This window comes from Bradyrhizobium sp. Leaf396, from assembly GCF_001424605.1.
GTDB classification, from domain to species: domain Bacteria; phylum Pseudomonadota; class Alphaproteobacteria; order Rhizobiales; family Xanthobacteraceae; genus Bradyrhizobium; species Bradyrhizobium japonicum_C.
Genome location: NZ_LMQJ01000003.1, coordinates 1 through 17158 on the forward strand (window position 1 = coordinate 1; position 17158 = coordinate 17158).

Sequence of the window (17158 nt, forward strand, 5' to 3'; positions counted from 1 at the left end):
AAGGATTCTATAACCGGACAAGGCTCCATTCCGCACTCGGATATATCCCCCCGATCGAGATGGAGCTAAAAGCCGCTTAACCCGTCCACTTTATCGGGGGAAGATCACATCACCATTCAAGAGCGCCGATCGGCTGACGGCCTTGATGCACACGTCCCTATGATCCTGCGGGACGGGGCACTCTACGATCCTGATCTGGATCGTTTCTTCCGCGACCTTCCCCTCAATGGCGTCCGCTCACGGCACTCCCTTCGTGCGTATGGCTATGACGTCCTGGTCTGGGTCCGCTTTCTTTCGGAAGCCTGCGGCAAGTCCGTATGGCAAGGTGATCGTCGCGACGTCCTTGCCTATCATCGCGTTCGTCGCCGGACGGAGGCCGGCCAACGTATCTCCGCGGCGTCCTGGAATCGAGCTGTTGCCTGTCTCGATCGGCTCTATCGTTGGGGCGTTCGCGAAGGCTTGCTCCCTGAAGCGCCGTTCACGCACCGCTCGGTTTGGAGGCAAGGATACGGCGGCCGGCGTGCGCAGATTACAGCCCGCAATGACGCCTATGAGCCGGCTGCTCGTCGAGCAGATGTCAGCTTTGTCACGCTCGATGACTACCGGGTATTTTGGGACGTCGGCCTCAGAGGGCTTATGCCTGATGGCGGAGCGCGGCCGGGAGCGCGTGATCGCAACGGCATTCGCAATGCGTTGTTTTCCGACCTCGTTGTGACGACGGGCCTTCGGCTGGAGGAAGCCTCCTTTCTGTTTGCATCCGACCTTGCTGCCGTCGATCGGCGAACAGCTCGACAGGTATGGCTCGATCTGCCGGACGCGCTGACGAAGGGCGATCGTGGTCGCCAGATTCTTCTTTCCGGTCGACTGCTTGAACAGGCGCGGGCCTACATCGCGGTTGAACGAGCTCACGCCGTCACTAAGTTCCGACAACGCTCCGGCTGGCGCTCGTACGAACGCCCGATCTTCGTTCACAGGGAGCGGTCAGCTTCCCGGTTGCGACTGCTCGACGGGAGTGACGTCGTTCTTGATCTGCTGAGCCCCGAAGAGCGCAGCAGGACCATCGTCTGCGATGATGACGGTACAGCGGGCGAGCCCGCCGTGCTGTGGCTCACGGAAGTCGGATTGCCGGTTCAACCGAACTCCTGGGAGGTGATCTTCGCCCGGGCATCCGAGCGGTGCAGGTCTCTCAGCTTTTCCGTCAACATCACGCCGCACCAGCTCCGCCATACCTTTGCCGTGCATATGCTCGCGATGCTGATCCAGCAGCGGATTCGAGATGCAGCGTTGCCCGCTGGCCCGATCGAAGGATATCGGCAGATCCTCGGCGATCCACTCCAGCAAGTGCAACGGCTGCTTGGCCACGCCAGCCTCGCAACGACCTACATCTATCTCGATCACATCGCTTCGCGCGCCGATACCGTTGATGCCGCCGTCGAGGAGTTACTGGCGCTGCTTCCCTCGGAGCGCTCGTTATGAGAGGCCGGCCGCGCAAGGGAACTTCAGTTCGTTTTGTGCCCGCAGATGGTGTTGTTCCAGCTCATGCCGGTGACCAGGTGATCGGACTGCGCTTCAACATTGAGGCGCGTCATGGCGGGATCGTCGAGGTCGATCTCACCAGCCTGAGCCCGCGAGCACTTGCGATAGCCTTTGCCGGCGCTGTTCGCCGACAGGCTGAACTCGGCGGGGCGTTGGGAGCGCGCTGCACCATCATGCAGCACATTACAGCATATCATAAGTTTTTCGCATACCTGCGAGCCCATTCTCATGCCACGAAGCCGGCTGATCTTCGCGCGCAGGATATTGACGGATTCGAAGCCTCCCTTGAGGCCGGCGGCATGACGCCGATCCATCGGCACACGGTCCTCGCGAAGGCGATTCTGGCGCTGCGCTCTATCGATGCCGATCAACCCGGCCTTCTCGACGATAAGCTCCGCCATCGCCTGAGCTACACCAGCGCGCAATCCGCAGGACGGTCGCAACCCCGCGACGCATATAGTCCGTTCGTCGCTCGTCAGCTACGTGACGCGGCTCGGGCCGATATCGGCAAAATATTCCGACGTATCGGCCGTCCGCTCGACGAAGCCATTGATTCCAACCTCCGCAGCGCAGTCGCCGATGTTGAAGCCAGGATTGCCGCTGAAGGCAAGATCGACCACTCGGACCTCGCCTTCAAACGCCTGTACTTCATGCGCCTGCGACGGGGCCTGCCGGTTTCGAGCTTTTCCGAAGATGTCCATAACCGCCATCATTTGCTCGCAACCGATCTGCCGCCACTGCTGACGTTCCTATCATTAGAGACAGGGCTCGAGATCGAATGCTGCAAGACGCTGACCATCGATTGTTTGCAGAGCCCAGAGTCCGGGACGATCGAGATCAGCTACATAAAGCGTCGCGCGCGTGGTGCCGAGCAGAAGCGTCTGCGAGTTCGTGATGGCGGCCTCGGCACGCCTGGCGGATTGATCCGCAAGCTGATCGAGGTGACGAGCTTTACAAGGCGCTTTCTTCCGGTCGAGTCTCTCTGGGTCTATCATTATAAAGGGCGAGGACAGCTCCGGTCCGGCATCGATCACCCGCATCAGTTGGTGGACAACTGGGTCGCTGGACACGGCATCGTCGACGACGATCGCCGTCCGCTACACCTTGTTCTCTCCCGGCTGCGCAAAACACATAAGGCACTCTGGTATCTCAAGACCGAAGGGCACATGGCGCGCTTTGCCGTCGGCCACACGCCGGAGATCGCCGCTCGTCACTATGCGGATATTCCGTCACTGCGCCCTTTGCATGAAGCCACCGTCGCCGAGGCGTTCACGGATGTTGTCGCGTCCGCAGGACCGATCGTTCTGTCACCCGACAGCGAGTCCCTTTGGCGCGAGGGTGTTGACGCCCCTGTGCAGAACAATAACATTCCCGCGCTCCTGGATGGAGATCAGGACGTCTGGCTCGCGGCGTGCGCGGGCTTTCAGAACAGCCCCTTCGCCGAAGCAGGCTCACCCTGTCCGCAGCCATTCTGGGGTTGCCTGGAATGCCGCAACGCGGTCATCACGGCTCGCAAGCTGCCAGCGATCCTCGCGTTTCTCGACTTTATCGAGGGCGAGCGCGCCGGGCTCTCTGCGGCCGACTGGAGCATCAAGTTCGGTCGCGCGCATGCGCGCATCACACAACAGGTTCTGCCCGTCTTCTCTGAACGTTTGATCGCCCAAGCGCGCAGCGAGGCCACCCAACAATCTCTCTATCTTCCGCCCGAGGTGCGGCCATGAGCAAAGTTGCCCTCGCTCCGCTCCCACAGGATCTGCATGACCGTCCGGTTCTTGCTTCCGCGGCGCTGAAGCAGGGCTTCGATCGGAGCTGCCTGTCCCGCTATGGCGATGCAAGCTGGGATCTCGGGCCGGCGGTATTTCGCGAGAACGCCCGCCGTTGCCATGTCACCGTACATTTCGGCTCGGTCGAAGATATCGGTACCCGCGAAGCAATCCGGGAACTGCTCTATGCCCGGCTCAACGTCGATCTCCCTGGTCATCGCAAGAAGCTCCCGCCTGTCTGTGTTCGGCAGATATTCAACCGAGCGCGTCGCTTCTTCGAGTTCGTCCGCGGCGAACTCAGCGCCGTCGATCTCTCGCGGATCGATCAGCAATTGCTCGACCGCTACGCGCGCCATCTCCAGACCGGTTGCAGCCGACGGCCTGTCATCGTCGGTCACCTTCTCGAGGTGCCGGTCGACCTCTATGCTTTTCGCGATCATCTTCCCTCCGGAGGGCTGCGGTTCCAGCCGTGGAGCGGACGCGCTCCAGCCCGCGTCGCTGGTTATCGTCACGTCCGCGAGAACCGCACCCCACGAATGCCGGAAGAAGTCATCGCCCCACTGTTGGCCTGGTCGATCCGCTACGTCACCGAGTTTGCGCCCGATATCCTCGCCGCTCGCGACGAGCTTGATCGATTGGAGACCCATTGCGCCAAGCTTGTTCAATCAGATCAGGCCCTTGACCGCAAACAGCGCCGTGCCCGACAGCGCCGGCGTCTCATGGACTACTTTGAGCGGCGACGACGTGAAGAGCGCGGTGTGCCGATCTGGGGGACCGCTCACAATGGCGCCACTATGCGGCTTCCAGATACAGGGGACGTATCGCCTCCTGTCAACTCGCACCTGCTTCATCTTCATATCGGGATCGATGCCCGCGCAGAGTCGAGGATGCATATTCAGCTTGCGAGTGGAGCGCCCGATCTGATCGATGCAGCCATACGCCAACTCGGCGTTGAGACTGGCGGCATGGATACGTGCATCTCTCTTCTGCCCGAGACGGGCCTTCCGTGGCGACCTCGATTCGACGCCAAGACGCTCGCCCAGGAAGAACGGATGCTGCAATCAGCAGCATATATTCTGTGTGCGTATCTGACCGGCATGCGCGACTGCGAAGTTCAGGCAATGCAGCGTGGATGCCTTGCTATATCCCGCAGTGAAGATGGCCTGATCATGCGCCATCGCGTCCGGTCAGTTGCCTACAAAGGCAAATCGAGCCATGGCGAAGCAGCCGATTGGGTCACGATCGAGCCTGTCGCCAAGGCCATCGGTGTGCTGGAACGCCTCTCGTTCCAGGCCGCATCGGCCCGCGGCCTCACGACACTCTGGCCGGTCCTGGCCGCTAAATCCGTGTGCAAGGATCACCTCTCTGCCGAGATAGTACGCCAGCTCAATCTTTATCGCGATCACCTCAATGAACTGTTCGGCACGATCAACGAGCCGGTTATTCCCAACAGTTCCGAAGGCAAGCCTTGGCGAATCACAACACGGCAATTTCGCCGAACGATTGCATGGCATATCGCCAACCGTCCCTTCGGTACGATCGCCGGCATGATCCAGTATAAGCATGCCTCCGTCGCGGCCTTCGAGGGCTATGCCGGCTCCAGCAAGTCTGGCTTCCGCGCCGAGGTCGAGAACCAGCGTGCTCTTGGGCAACTCGATGACCTGCTGGTTTACTTCGATGAGCGGCAAGTTGGTTCGACGCTTTCCGGACCAGCGGCACCACGCATATCGAAGGCGCTTGATGCTGCAGCGGTAGAACTTAGCCCCCTTCCAGTCATAATTGCAGATCGCGCGCGGCTTCGCACGATGCTCGCCAGTCTCGCGCGCACATTGCACGTCGGCGTGCTCGCCGATTGCTTCTTCGATCCCGGGACCGCCCTGTGCCTGAAGCAGGCAACCAACGCCGACAACAACAAGATGCCGCTGACCGTGCTTTGCCAACCGACACGGTGTCCAAACGCCTGCATCACCGCCAGGCACCGGCCAGCATGGGCACGTTCCGCAGACGAGGCGAGAGCTGTCCTCAAAGAGAAGCGGTTGTCTTCGCTACAGCGCTCCGCCCTGCAACAGGATCTCGCACGCATCGAGGCTGTCCTCGACGATATCGATCGCAGCAACTGACGTCAGAGCTCCGGACCTGAGGTTGCGGCCGCGCCGGCTGGTTCTCGCCGGCGTCCGCCCCGGCCAGGTCGGAGCGCGCGATGCCCCGCACGGCCGCGCAACGGCTGATCGCCGTCCTCCGCTATCGCTTCGGCTCTGCGAGTGCGCGGTCGCGCTTTCAGGCATCGCAGGTGGCTGCTCCGCCGCCGGGGACGGACCCCGGCCGAACGGGAACACCCATCATGATGAGACAGCACAAAACCAAAGACGGCCGCCCTGTCGGGCGGCGGGAGAGGACGAGGAGGGCCGGAATCGGGCGGCCGGTTGAGGGAGTGAGAGAGGCTTGCTCCGCCGGCCGCGGAGATTCTCCCATGTCCTATACATCGAGTTCGGCGGACCGCGCCGATGTCTATACCCGCATCACCGCCGAGATCGTCGCCGCGATCGAAGCTGGCGCCGGCGAATGGCGCATGCCCTGGCATCACGACGGCACTGCCATCACCCGTCCTCAGAACGTCTCGTCAGGCAATCGATACCGCGGCGTCAACGTGCTCGCACTCTGGATCGCTGCGCAAGCTCATGGCTATGCCGACGGCCTCTGGGGAACCTATCGGCAATGGCTGGCTATCGGCGCGCAGGTACGCAAGGGCGAACGAGGAACGACGGTTGTTCTCTGGAAGCAGGCAAAGCCGGCCGCCAACGACGATGCAGATGATGGTGACGATGACGTTCGTCGCCGCGTCTTTGCACGTGCATTCACGGTGTTCAATGTCGCCCAAGTCGATGGCTACGAACCTCAGGTCATCGAGGAGCTTCCAGAGATCGATCGCCTTACTCACGTCGGCGAGTTCATCGATGCGCTGAAGATCCCGATCATCACCGGCAATTACAATGCGCACTACCGCATCGACATCGACACGATCTTCATGCCGGACTACGCGGCATTCACGAGCCCAGCCGCCCATGCCGGCACGTTAATACATGAAGCAGCTCACGCCACTGGCGCAAAGCACCGGCTCGACCGGAACTTCCAGGAACGGTTCAAGCGCGATTGGCTGCCGATCGAAGAAGCCACCGCCGAATTGACCGCTTCCTTCATCCTGGCGGATTTGGGCGTCGCCCATCATCCCAGGCCCGATCACGCCGCCTACGTGGCATCCTGGTTGCGCCTCCTCAAGGACGACCCTCGCGCCATCTTCACCGCCGCCAGCAAAGCCCAGCAGGCGGCTGACTGGATGCATGCCCAGCAGCCTCGGACCGAGGAGATGGCGGCATGATCACCACCATCCCCAACAGGGTAAAATTTCAAAAAAGGGCTGGACTGTCAGGATATNCCGCATGTCATCGAGTATTTGAACAAAGCCCAGCAGGCGGCTGACTGGATGCATGCCCAGCAGCCTCGGACCGAGGAGATGGCGGCATGATCACCACCATCCCCAACAGGGTAAAATTTCAAAAAAGGGCTGGACTGTCAGGATATATTGCCGAGATGAACGCCGCCTTCTGCTGCGCCTCGCTCGGCATCGTGCCGACCGTGCGGCACGCGGACTATATCGGCTCCTGGCTGGAGGTGCTGCGCGAGGACAATCGCGCCATCGTCCGCGCCGCTAGCCAGGCAAGCAAGGCCGCCGACTGGCTGCTCGGCTTCGTGCCGGTCGAGCTGCAGGCCGAGCCCGCGATCGACAGGAGGGCCGCATGATCCTCCTGACCACGGAACTGCGCGAGCAGCTCCTCGCCAACGGCCGCGACCGTGACGCCAACCACATCCCCGTGGCGAAATTCTTCAACCCGCTCGGCGAAGGCGTCTGGCTGGCGACCGAGCTCGACGAGGATGGCGACACCTTGTTCGGCCTGGCCGATCTCGGCGAGCCCGAGCTAGGCTCGTTCAGCCTCGCCGAGATAACCGCGGTGCGCCTGCCGCTGGGCCTCGGCATCGAGCGCGATCTCCTGTTCGAGGGGCTGTTTCCGATCTCGGTCTGGGCCGAAGCGGGCCGTCGAACCGGCAGCATCCGCGAGGTCGAACGCGTGCTTCACGCGGCCCACCGAAGCGCGATCTCCGGGCGATCCGAACCCGCGTAAATCCGTGTCAGCGGGCTTGCGCTTTTGCGTCTCGTGCTTCGCTCGCACCCCGTTCGCTCCGGTCGCCACACCCAGGGGCGCCGGCCAGTAGAGAGTGAGAGGGAGGACGGGATTTCCGTGACGGGTTGGAGGTCGAGAGAGAGGCTCTCGGCCGCCCGTTGCGGAGTAATCCCCAATGGCTACTGCAGTTCAGAAGATCGTCCTGTCGTCCTCGCGCGACATCCCCTTCAACAAGCTGGTCCTGAGCCAGTCCAACGTCCGGCGCGTGAAGGCCGGCGTCTCGATCGAGGACCTGGCGGCCTCGATCGCGCGTCGCGGCCTCATCCAGAGCCTGAGCGTCGTGCCCGTGGTCGACGCCGAGGGCCAGGAGACCGGATTGTTCGAAGTGCCCGCGGGCGGCCGGCGCTTCCGCGCGCTGGAGCTGCTCGTCAAGCAGAAGCGCCTCGCCAAGATCGCCCCGGTGCCGTGCGTCGTGCGCAAGCGCGACGACGAGATCCTCTCCGAGGAAGTCTCGTTGGTCGAGAACATCGACCGCGCGCCGCTCCATCCTCTCGACCAGTTCCGCGCCTTTCAGGACATGCGGGTGAAGGGCAAGTCCGAGGAGGAGATCGCCGCGGCGCTCTTCGTGCCCGTGCAGGTGGTCAAGCAGCGCCTGCGTCTGGCGTCCGCGTCGCCCGCCTTGCTCGACGTCTATGCCGAGGACGGCATGACGCTCGACCAGCTCATGGCCTTCACGGTGACCGACGATCATGCCCGCCAGGAGCAAGTCTGGGAAGCGATCAAGGACGCCTGGTCGAAGGAGCCGTACCAGATCCGCCGCATGCTGACCGAGACGACCGTGCGCGCCTCGGACAAGCGCGCCGTATTCGTCGGCGTCGAGGCTTATGAGGCCGCCGGCGGCATCGTCATGCGCGACCTGTTCCAGTCCGACGACGGCGGCTGGCTGCAGGACGCGGCGCTGCTCGACCGGCTGGTTGCCGAGAAGCTCAAGGCGACAGCCGAGACGATCACCGCCGAAGGCTGGAAGTGGATCGAGGTCGCGGTCAGCTTCCACTACGACGCCACGCGCGGCCTGCGCGAGCTGCAGGGCGAACCGCTCGACCTGACGGCGGAAGAACAGGCGACGATCGAGGCGCTCAACGCCGAATACCAGAAGCTCGAGGCCGAGTATGAAGGCGCCGATGAACTGCCCGACGAGGTCGACCTTCGGCTCGGCGAGATCGAGACGGCGCTGTCCGCGTTCGAGACCCGTCCGATCCGCTTCGAGGCCGAGGACATCGCGCGCGCGGGCGTGTTCATCAGCATCGCGCATGACGGCAGCGTAGCCATCGATCGCGGCTATGTCCGACCCGAGGACGAAGCTCCCGAGCCCGGCGCCGAGGTCGATGGCGACGAGGCCGAAAGTCGGCCGCGCGAGCCCGGTGGGCCGGCCGTGCAGCGCGCCGTCATCACGATCGGCGGCCAGGCGGTCGAAGCGGAGGAGGACGAGGACGATAAGATCAAGCCGCTGCCCGAGCGGCTGGTCATCGAGCTGACGGCCTACCGCACGCTCGCGCTGCGCAATGCCGTCGCGGAGAATCCGCACATCGCCATGACCGCGCTCCTTCACAAGCTGGTCTCGGACACCTTCATGACGCTCATGTACACGGGCGCCATGGAAGCCGGGGTGAAGCACGTCTTCTTCCCGGCTCAGGACGAGGCCCTGAAGGACAGCCCGTCCGCCCGCGCGGTCCAGGACCGGCATGCCGCGTGGGCCGGCGACATCCCCAAGGACGACGACGCTCTGTGGGACTGGCTCGCGGGCCTCGATGACGCCAGCCGGATGGCGCTGCTGGCGCATTGCGTCAGCTATGGCGTCAACGCGCTCTATGAGCGGCCGAACCCACACAGCGCCGGCGGCGTGTCGCAGCACATGCTCGATATGCGCCTCGCCCAGGCCGACCGCCTGACGAAGGCGACGGGGCTCGACTTGGTGGAGGCCGGCTGGCGCCCGACCTTCGGCAACTACCTCAATCGCGTCACCAAGCCCCGCATCCTGCAGGCGGTCCGCGAAGGCGTCGGCGAGCAGGCCGCCCAGCTCATCGACCATCTGAAGAAGGCCGACATGGCCAAGGAGGCCGAGCGGCTGCTGGCCGAAACCGGATGGCTGCCCGAGCCGCTGCGCCCCGTCGACGATACCGACGCGTCCGCGCCGAAGATCGAATCCGACAGCGAAGACGACGGTGACGATGATGGCGCGGCGCTGCCCGCATTCCTCGCCGGCGACGACGAGGACGTCACGGCCGAGGCCCACGACGAGACGCACCTTGTCGCAGCCGAATGATGAGCACCCGGAGCGGCTTCGGCCGCTCCGGTCCTTTCCCCGACCGAAGGAGCATCGCCATGCTGCGATCCACCGCGTCGCCCCGTCGCGTCGTCTTCCAGTTTCTCGCTCCCGTGCATGTCGAAGTCGAAGACGGGATCGTCAGCCGCGTGACGATCATCGACGAAACCCCGGTGCACGATCCCGTCGTCGTCGAAGGCGATCCGGCATATCTCCCCGACGCGGTGCACGCCGCCGACGACGGCCGAGCCTGGCCGTCCTGGCAGTTCGGCTACTAGCCTCCGCCACCCTGAACCCACTCCGAGCCCGGCCCAAGCGCCGGGCTCTTTTCGTTTCTGGAGCCCGCCATGACCGATTTCTTCACCCGCTATTCCTGCCTGCTCGACGTCGGCACCTCCGCCAATGCCGCACGGGCCTTCGACATCTACGCCGCGCTGATGGCCGAGAACGGCCGCGAGGATCCGCCGGCCGAACCGTTTCACCTCTCAGTGACACCTGAGCACGGCGCGTCATGGCTCTGGCTGCGCGACCCCGGCACCGCCGATCCGCAGCTCGCGATCACCTTCGTGACGCGTTGCGCCGAGGCGTTCGGGCTGACCGGCCCCTGGGGTTTCCAGTGGGCCGGGATCGCCTCCAATCCAGTGATCGACGGCTTCTCGGGCGGCGCCCATCTTCTCGATCTCGCTTCGGGCGAGACGATTGCGTGGATGAGCACCGGTCGCTGGCTCGCCGATCGCCTTGCCGAGGGAGGCGCGCGATGAGCATCCCAGACCATGTCCGCGCCAACTTCCAGACGCTGCTGCGTGCCGCGAGCAGCGGCGACCTGGCGTTGATGGAATGCGCCGACGCCGCGACCGGCGAGCAGCGCTACGTCATCTGCGCCGTCGGCCGTGATGACGGCGACTTCGTCTTCACCCCGTTCGGCCATCTCGCCGACGGCAATCCCTTCGAGATCTACCGCCCGCCAGAGGCTTCGACATAGGGGCGCACGTCATCAAAGAGACCCGCGACCGCCGCGCGGGCCTTCGACGCGAAGGCCGGATCGCCGTCGAAGCGATCAAAAGCATGACGCGGATAATAGGCGTTCAGCACCGCCACCGCATCGGCCAGTGCGTCGTTCCGAACGACCAGCCCCGATGCGCAGGCGTGCGCCAAGCCGCTTTCGAGATCGTGGCGAATGTCCCGACGACAGCGATCGTCGCTCCAGCCCTGGCTCGAAACATACGCCTTCAGCCCAAGCTCGGCCGCGATCGCGGTCATGTAGCAGATGTGGCGGGGATCGCCGTTCTCAGCCTGTGCCGTGGACGGCAAAAACCCTTCGCCATTGGCGAACAAGGCGCGGGCCCTCTCGATCCCGTCGCGTGTCCCTACCAGACCGCCACCTCCCATTGCCCGTTGACGCGGGCAAAGCCGATCGGCCGGTTCTGCGGGGCGGCGTTCGGCTTGGTTGAATCGAGCACGATCTGCGTCATGCAGGTCACGCCGGGGCCAACGCCGCCCGGCGAGCAATCGCCGAGCTTCAGCGTCGCGTTCGCCAGCGACGTACCCGTGAACAGGCGGTGACGGCGCACGGCTGCGGTGGCTTCCTCCTCGCTCGGCTGGGCGACGCCGGCGGCGACCGCCGGAGATGCGGCGACCGGCGCGATCACCGGCCGGAGCACGAACCCCGCGCCGAAGCCCACCGCCAGACATGCCGCGCCAAGAATGCCGATCGCGCTGCCCTTCATCTCGCCTCCCATGCTCATCATCCGGCGCAGCGCCCGGATGCGAGGCGCCGCGGCTTCTATTCCTACGAGAGCTTAGCGTCCCATGCGTGCCGCCGAAAGACGGTGCGACGGGCCGGGTTCCGCCCGCGCCAGAGTGAGAGGGTGGCCGGGACGGGTTTGAGCCCGTCCGGTCCTGAGAGAGCGCCGGGCCGGCTCGCCCTTGTCCCGCTCTCCGAGGTCCCCCCCATGCTTCATGCTCCGATCCCCGCCGTCGAGGCGGCTTCGCTTCCGCTTGGCTCCTCCGCGTCGCCGGCCGCCGCCATCCTAGCCGCCGCCGAGCGCATCCTCTCCCACCTCGAACAGGGCCGCCCAATCGATGCCGCCATGCTGCGCAGCGCCATAGAGGACGCTTTCGGCGCGTCCGACGCCGCTGGCGCTTGGGATTGGAAGACGGCTTATGATGCCTGCGAGGTCGCGACCGTCCTGTTCCTGCGCAAATATGGAAAGGCGCTTTTCCGTAAAGCCGGGTCGCCGGCTTCTCGGCTCTCCGCGCTCGCGAAGATCGTCGGGCTGCTGCCGACGCATACGCGCCGATCGGAGGAGGCGCAGGCCTTCCAGCAATTCTCGACACCGGTCCCGCTCGGCCTTGCCGCGCTGACGGCGGCAGCATTGACCCCGGCCGATCGCGTGCTGGAGCCGTCCGCCGGCACCGGGCTGCTCGGCGTGCTCGCCGAGACCGCGGGCGCATCGCTCATCCTCAACGAGCTGGCCGAAACCCGCGCCGATCTTCTCGCTTCCCTGTTTCCGGCCGTGCCCGTCACGCGCTTCGACGCCGCTCAGATCGACGACCATCTCGATCCGGCGGCCGTGCCGAGCGTCGTCATCATGAACCCGCCATTCTCGGTGATGGCGCACGTCACCGGGCGCGTCGCCGACGCCGCCTATCGGCATATCGCCTCGGCGCTCGCCCGGCTGGCCGACGGCGGGCGCCTGGTCGCGATCGCCGGCGCGAATTTCTCGCCGGAGCTTCCGGCCTGGCGGGACGCCTTCGTCCGCCTGCAGGAGCGCAGCCGCGTCGTGTTCGCCGCCGCGATCGCGGGCCCGGTCTATGCCAAGCACGGCACGACCATTGAGACCCGCCTGACCGTCATCGACAAGGCGCCGGCCGACGATCCCGAGCAATTTCCTGACTCCGCCGGGATCGCCCCCGATGTCGCGACCTTGCTGGGCTGGATCGACACGCAGCTTCCCGCGCGGCTGCCGGTCTCGATCATACGCCCTGTCTCGATGCCGGCCGCTACGCCTCGCACCGTGCGTGGCTATCTCGCCCGTGCGGCGACGGCTCAGCCCGCCCGCCGCATCACCCATCTCGAAGGCGTGCCGCTCGCCTATGAGACCGTCGACTGGACGCCGCCGGAGAGCGGCAGCCTGTCGGACTCGATCTATGAAGCCTATGCGCTCCAGTCGATCCGCATCGAGGGCGCGCATCCGCACCCGACCAAGCTGGTGCAATCCGCCGCCATGGCCTCGGTCGCGCCGCCGAAGCCAAGCTACCGGCCGATGCTGCCCGCGCCGATCGTCGCCGACGGTATCCTGTCCGACGCGCAGCTCGAGACGGTGATCTATGCCGGCGAGGCGCACGCCGAATTTCTCGCCGGAGCCTGGGCCGTGGACGAGACCGGCGATCTCGTCACCGCCGCGCCGGACGATGCCCCGAACGCGGTCCGCTTCCGCCGTGGCTTCATGCTCGGCGACGGCACCGGCGCCGGCAAGGGCCGCCAGTCGGCCGGCATCATCCTCGATAACTGGCTCCAGGGACGGCGCAAGGCCGTCTGGATCTCCAAGTCCGACAAGCTGCTCGAAGACGCCCAGCGCGATTGGTCGGCCCTCGGTATGGAGCGCCTGTTGGTCACCCCGCTCTCGCGCTTCCCGCAGGGCTCCTCGATCCGTCTGCCCGAAGGCGTCCTATTTCTAACCTACGCTACGCTACGGTCCGACGACCGCGGCGAGAAGCTTTCGCGCGTCAAGCAGATCGTCGAATGGTTGGGCTCCGATTTCGACGGAGTGATCATTTTCGACGAGTCCCACGCGATGCAGAACGCCGGCGGCGGCAAAGGAGAACGGGGCGACGTGGCCCCGTCGCAGCAAGGCCGTGCGGGGCTGCGGCTCCAGCACGCGCTCCCGAACGCCCGCGTCGTCTACGTCTCGGCGACCGGCGCCACCACTGTCCACAATCTCGCCTATGCCCAGCGGCTCGGCCTCTGGGGCGGGGACGATTTCCCCTTCGCCAATCGGGCCGAGTTCGTCGAAGCTGTGGAGAATGGCGGCGTCGCGGCCATGGAGGTGCTCGCCCGCGACCTGCGGTCGCTCGGCCTCTACACGGCGCGCTCGCTCTCCTATGACGGCGTCGAATACGAGCTGGTCGAACATCAGCTCACGCCCGAGCAGACCCGCATCTACGATGCCTATGCCGGTGCCTTCGCCATCATCCACAATCATCTCGACGCGGCGATGCAAGCGGCCAACATCACCGGCGACAGCGGCACGCTGAACCGGCAGGCGAAGTCCGCCGCGCGCTCGGCCTTCGAAAGCGCCAAGCAGCGCTTCTTCGGCCATCTCCTGACCAGCATGAAGACGCCGACGCTGATCCGCTCGATCGAGCGGGACCTGGCGGACGGGCACACCGCCGTCATACAGATCGTCTCAACCGGCGAGGCCCTGATGGAACGACGCCTGGCCGAGATCCCGACTGAGGAATGGAACGACGTCCGCGTCGACATTACGCCGCGCGAATACGTCCTCGACTATCTCGCCCATTCCTTCCCGGTGCAGCTCTACGAGCCGTTCTCCGACAGCGAGGGCAATCTGTCGTCGCGGCCGGTCTACCGGGACGGCCAACCCGTCGAGAGCCGGGAAGCCGTCGCCCGCCGCGATGAGCTGATCGAACGGCTCGCGTCGCTTGAGCCCGTGCCCGGCGCCCTCGACCAAATCGTCCAGCGCTTCGGCACGGATGTCGTCGCGGAAGTCACCGGCCGGTCGCGCCGCGTGGTGCGCAAGGGCGAACGCCTCGCCGTCGAGAACCGAGCGGCGTCGGCCAACCTCGCCGAGGCGGCCGCCTTCATGGACGACCAGAAGCGCATCCTCGTCTTCTCGGATGCCGGCGGCACGGGCCGCAGCTATCACGCGGACCTCGCCGTCCGGAACCAGCGCCTGCGCATCCATTATCTGCTGGAGCCCGGCTGGAAGGCCGATGCGGCAATCCAGGGGCTCGGCCGCACCAACCGCACCAACCAGGCGCAGCCGCCGCTGTTCCGGCCGATCGCCACCGACGTGAAGGCGGAGAAGCGCTTTCTCTCGACCATCGCACGCCGGCTCGACACGCTCGGCGCCATCACGCGCGGTCAGCGCCAGACCGGCGGTCAGGGCCTGTTCCGGCCCGAGGACAATCTCGAATCCCACTATGGCCGGGACGCGCTGCGCCAGCTCTACCTCTTGCTCGTGCGCGGCAAGGTAGAGGGCTGCTCGCTCGATCGCTTCGAGACCGCAACTGGCCTCAAGCTGATGGATGACAACGGCATCAAGGACGAGCTGCCCCCCATCACCACCTTCCTCAACCGGCTGCTGGCGCTAACCATCGAGCTGCAGGGCATCCTGTTCACCGCCTTCGAGCAGCTCCTGACGGCGAAGATCGAAGGTGCGATCCGCAGCGGCCACTACGACGTCGGGCTGGAGACGCTGCAGGCCGAGAGCTTCGTGGTGACTGACAGCCAGGTCATCCACGTCCATCCCGGCACCGGTGCGGAGACGCGGCTCCTGACTATCACGCGCCGCGAGCGCAATCACCCGGTCACTCTGGAAGGTGCGCTCGACCATCTCGCCGATCCCCGCGCTCGGCTGCTGGTCAACGGTCGCTCCGGACGCGCCGCGGTTCAGATGGCGGCTCCGTCGATGATGCTGGACGACGGCGAGATCGAGCGCCGCGTCTGCATGATCCGGCCGATGGAGCAGCATTACGCGCCGCTGCGCACGATGGACGAGAGCCATTGGGAGGAAGCCGCTCGCGACCGCTTCGCCGCCGCATGGGAGGCCGAGCTGGCCGACATCCCGGACTTCTCCGACAGCAAGATCCACATCGTCGCCGGCCTGCTGCTGCCGATCTGGAAGCGCCTGCCGGATGAGTCGACCAGGGTCTACCGGCTCCAGACCGATGCGGGCGAGCGCATCATCGGCCGCCGTGTCTCGCCGGCCTGGGCCGCCAACGCCGCCTCGCAGGGCGTGAGCACGCTGACGCCGGAACACGCCTTCGCCGCGCTCATGGAGGGCAGCACTGTCCTCGACCTCGGCGAAGGACTCCAGCTTCGCCGCGCCCGCGTCATGAGCGCCTATCGCCTGGAGCTGACCGGCTTCACCGAGGCGATGCGCGAGCGGCTTCGCGCCTATGGCCTGTTCAGCGAGATCATCTCCTGGAAGCTGCGCTTCTTCGTGCCGGCCGACGCTGGCGGCGTGAGCGTGCTGACCAAGCTGCTCGACGCCTATCCGGTGTCGCGCATCTCCGAACGGGAGGCCGCGTGATGCCCCGTCACGATGCTTCCGATCTCGCACAACGTCTCGGCCGGCAGGCCGAGGCGGTATGTCGTCACTACCTGTCCAGCGGCCGGCGCGAGGGCCGCTACTGGCTGGTCGGCGACGTGCGCAACACGCCGGGCCGCTCGATGTATGTCCGGCTGAAGGACTCGCCCAAGCGCCCGGCCGGCAAATGGACAGATGCCGCGACCGGCGAGCATGGCGATCTTCTCGACGTGATCCGCGAGAGCTGCGGCCTGATCGACTTCAAGGACGTCGCCGACGAGGCACGAACCTTCCTCAGCATGCCGCCACCGGAACCCATGCCGGCACGCCCGCGTCAGGCCCCGGCGCCGCATGGTTCGCCCGAGGCGGCCCGCCGCCTGTTCGGCATGTCACAGCCGATCACGGGCACGCTCGTCCAGTCGTATTTACGCGAACGCGGCATTACGGATTTACGCGGAACCGGAAACCTGCGCTTCCACCCGCGGTGCTATTATCGGCCAGACGAGCATTCGCCGACCGAGACCTGGCCGGCGATGATCGCCGCCGTCACCGACCTTGGCGGCAAGATCACCGGGGCGCATCGGACCTGGCTCGACCCGCGGTGCCGCGACAAGGCGCCACTCGACACGCCGAGGCGAGCGATGGGCGATCTCCTCAGCAACGCGGTCCGCTTCGGCACAGGCAGCGAAGTGATGGCGGCCGGCGAAGGCATCGAGACCGTCATGTCGGTCAGGCAGGTCTTGCCCGACATGCCGATGGTGGCGGCACTCTCTGCAGCCCATCTCGCCGCCATCCTGTTCCCGAACACGCTAAGGCGGCTCTACATCCTGCGCGACGACGATCCGGCCGGTGACGGTGCGCGGGATAGCTTGGTCGAACGGGCGAACGCGGCCGGGATCGAGGCGATCGTCATCTCGCCACAGCTCGGCGACTTCAACGAGGATCTCCGCACCCTCGGCATCGACGCGCTCAGAAGCCAGACCCGGATGCAGATCGGACCGCATGACGTGGCGCGCTTCATGGCGCTTGCGGCATAGCCGGCACGGAGAAAGGTGGCGGCGGTGCCGCCATGCCCGTCCGGAT

14 protein-coding genes and 1 pseudogene are annotated in these 17158 nt (G+C 65.5%); 12 read left to right on the forward strand and 3 right to left on the reverse strand.

Going from position 1 to position 17158, the window contains the following annotated elements; genetic code table 11:
- Nucleotides 1-159 precede the first annotated feature (159 nt).
- Nucleotides 160-1476 (forward strand): tyrosine-type recombinase/integrase, encoded by a 1317-nt coding sequence (locus ASG57_RS03655; protein WP_057195713.1) that lies wholly within the window; start codon nt 160-162, stop codon nt 1474-1476.
- A 23-nt stretch (nt 1477-1499) separates the two neighbouring features.
- On the opposite strand, the gene ASG57_RS39015 is transcribed toward ASG57_RS03655, so the two are convergent.
- Nucleotides 1500-1850, reverse strand: coding sequence for a hypothetical protein (locus ASG57_RS39015; RefSeq protein WP_230646920.1), 351 nt, complete (start codon nt 1848-1850; stop codon nt 1500-1502).
- On the opposite strand from ASG57_RS39015, the gene ASG57_RS03660 reads away from it, so the two are divergent.
- From ASG57_RS03660 to ASG57_RS03700, 9 genes and pseudogenes are all read left to right on the forward strand, one after another.
- Nucleotides 1836-3257 (forward strand): hypothetical protein, encoded by a 1422-nt coding sequence (locus ASG57_RS03660; RefSeq protein ID WP_230646921.1) that lies wholly within the window; start codon nt 1836-1838, stop codon nt 3255-3257. The two genes, ASG57_RS39015 and ASG57_RS03660, sit on opposite strands and share 15 nt — an antisense overlap.
- Complete coding sequence (locus ASG57_RS03665) at nt 3254-5419, forward strand: hypothetical protein (RefSeq protein ID WP_057195715.1); 2166 nt, start codon at nt 3254-3256, stop codon at nt 5417-5419. Before ASG57_RS03660 ends, ASG57_RS03665 begins: the two co-directional genes overlap by 4 nt.
- Nucleotides 5420-5769: 350 nt before the next feature.
- Nucleotides 5770-6675, forward strand: coding sequence for an ArdC family protein (locus ASG57_RS03670; RefSeq protein WP_057195716.1), 906 nt, complete (start codon nt 5770-5772; stop codon nt 6673-6675).
- A gap of 203 nt (nt 6676-6878) precedes the next feature.
- Nucleotides 6879-7097 (forward strand): annotated as a pseudogene (locus ASG57_RS03675) (zincin-like metallopeptidase domain-containing protein); the annotation flags it as partial.
- Nucleotides 7094-7477 carry a DUF2958 domain-containing protein gene (locus ASG57_RS03680; RefSeq protein WP_057195718.1) on the forward strand — a complete coding sequence of 128 codons (384 nt, stop codon included), beginning with the start codon at nt 7094-7096 and terminating at the stop codon, nt 7475-7477. The pseudogene ASG57_RS03675 and the gene ASG57_RS03680, both read left to right, overlap by 4 nt.
- Before the next feature lie 175 nt (nt 7478-7652).
- Nucleotides 7653-9800, forward strand: a complete 2148-nt coding sequence (locus ASG57_RS03685) for a ParB/RepB/Spo0J family partition protein (RefSeq protein WP_057195719.1) — start codon at nt 7653-7655, stop codon at nt 9798-9800.
- Nucleotides 9801-9859: 59 nt separating this feature from the next.
- Nucleotides 9860-10078, forward strand: coding sequence for a hypothetical protein (locus tag ASG57_RS03690; protein ID WP_057195773.1), 219 nt, complete (start codon nt 9860-9862; stop codon nt 10076-10078).
- A gap of 69 nt (nt 10079-10147) precedes the next feature.
- Entirely contained in the window at nt 10148-10561 is a 414-nt protein-coding gene (locus ASG57_RS03695; protein WP_057195720.1) for a hypothetical protein, read from the forward strand.
- Nucleotides 10558-10782: a DUF6117 family protein gene (locus ASG57_RS03700; RefSeq protein ID WP_057195721.1), complete on the forward strand. Its 225-nt coding sequence runs from the start codon at nt 10558-10560 to the stop codon at nt 10780-10782. The genes ASG57_RS03695 and ASG57_RS03700 overlap by 4 nt, the downstream gene beginning before the upstream one ends.
- Here ASG57_RS03700 and ASG57_RS03705 read toward each other — a convergent pair.
- Both ASG57_RS03705 and ASG57_RS03710 read right to left on the reverse strand, forming a co-directional pair.
- A complete protein-coding gene (locus ASG57_RS03705) occupies nt 10755-11135 on the reverse strand; it encodes a hypothetical protein (RefSeq protein ID WP_057195722.1) in 381 nt (126 codons plus the stop codon). The two genes, ASG57_RS03700 and ASG57_RS03705, sit on opposite strands and share 28 nt — an antisense overlap.
- A gap of 32 nt (nt 11136-11167) precedes the next feature.
- Complete coding sequence (locus ASG57_RS03710; protein ID WP_230646604.1) at nt 11168-11539, reverse strand: hypothetical protein; 372 nt, start codon at nt 11537-11539, stop codon at nt 11168-11170.
- Nucleotides 11540-11752: 213 nt separating this feature from the next.
- Between ASG57_RS03710 and ASG57_RS03715 the strand changes: the two genes are divergently transcribed.
- Nucleotides 11753-16078 (forward strand): strawberry notch family protein, encoded by a 4326-nt coding sequence (locus ASG57_RS03715; protein ID WP_057195723.1) that lies wholly within the window; start codon nt 11753-11755, stop codon nt 16076-16078.
- Complete coding sequence (locus tag ASG57_RS03720) at nt 16078-17112, forward strand: DUF7146 domain-containing protein (protein ID WP_057195724.1); 1035 nt, start codon at nt 16078-16080, stop codon at nt 17110-17112. Before ASG57_RS03715 ends, ASG57_RS03720 begins: the two co-directional genes overlap by 1 nt.
- Nucleotides 17113-17158 lie beyond the last annotated feature (46 nt).

What these genes read in the sequence shown, in the direction of transcription:
- ASG57_RS03655 (WP_057195713.1), top strand. Translation starts at nt 160, where the DNA reads ATGATCCTGCGGGACGGGGCACTCTACGATCCTGATCTGGATCGTTTC.
- ASG57_RS03660 (WP_230646921.1), top strand. Translation starts at nt 1,836, where the DNA reads ATGACGCCGATCCATCGGCACACGGTCCTCGCGAAGGCGATTCTGGCG.
- ASG57_RS39015 (WP_230646920.1), bottom strand. Translation starts at nt 1,850, where the DNA reads ATGGATCGGCGTCATGCCGCCGGCCTCAAGGGAGGCTTCGAATCCGTC.
- ASG57_RS03665 (WP_057195715.1), top strand. Translation starts at nt 3,254, where the DNA reads ATGAGCAAAGTTGCCCTCGCTCCGCTCCCACAGGATCTGCATGACCGT.
- ASG57_RS03670 (WP_057195716.1), top strand. Translation starts at nt 5,770, where the DNA reads ATGTCCTATACATCGAGTTCGGCGGACCGCGCCGATGTCTATACCCGC.
- ASG57_RS03680 (WP_057195718.1), top strand. Translation starts at nt 7,094, where the DNA reads ATGATCCTCCTGACCACGGAACTGCGCGAGCAGCTCCTCGCCAACGGC.
- ASG57_RS03685 (WP_057195719.1), top strand. Translation starts at nt 7,653, where the DNA reads ATGGCTACTGCAGTTCAGAAGATCGTCCTGTCGTCCTCGCGCGACATC.
- ASG57_RS03690 (WP_057195773.1), top strand. Translation starts at nt 9,860, where the DNA reads ATGCTGCGATCCACCGCGTCGCCCCGTCGCGTCGTCTTCCAGTTTCTC.
- ASG57_RS03695 (WP_057195720.1), top strand. Translation starts at nt 10,148, where the DNA reads ATGACCGATTTCTTCACCCGCTATTCCTGCCTGCTCGACGTCGGCACC.
- ASG57_RS03700 (WP_057195721.1), top strand. Translation starts at nt 10,558, where the DNA reads ATGAGCATCCCAGACCATGTCCGCGCCAACTTCCAGACGCTGCTGCGT.
- ASG57_RS03710 (WP_230646604.1), bottom strand. Translation starts at nt 11,539, where the DNA reads ATGGGAGGCGAGATGAAGGGCAGCGCGATCGGCATTCTTGGCGCGGCA.
- ASG57_RS03715 (WP_057195723.1), top strand. Translation starts at nt 11,753, where the DNA reads ATGCTTCATGCTCCGATCCCCGCCGTCGAGGCGGCTTCGCTTCCGCTT.
- ASG57_RS03720 (WP_057195724.1), top strand. Translation starts at nt 16,078, where the DNA reads ATGCCCCGTCACGATGCTTCCGATCTCGCACAACGTCTCGGCCGGCAG.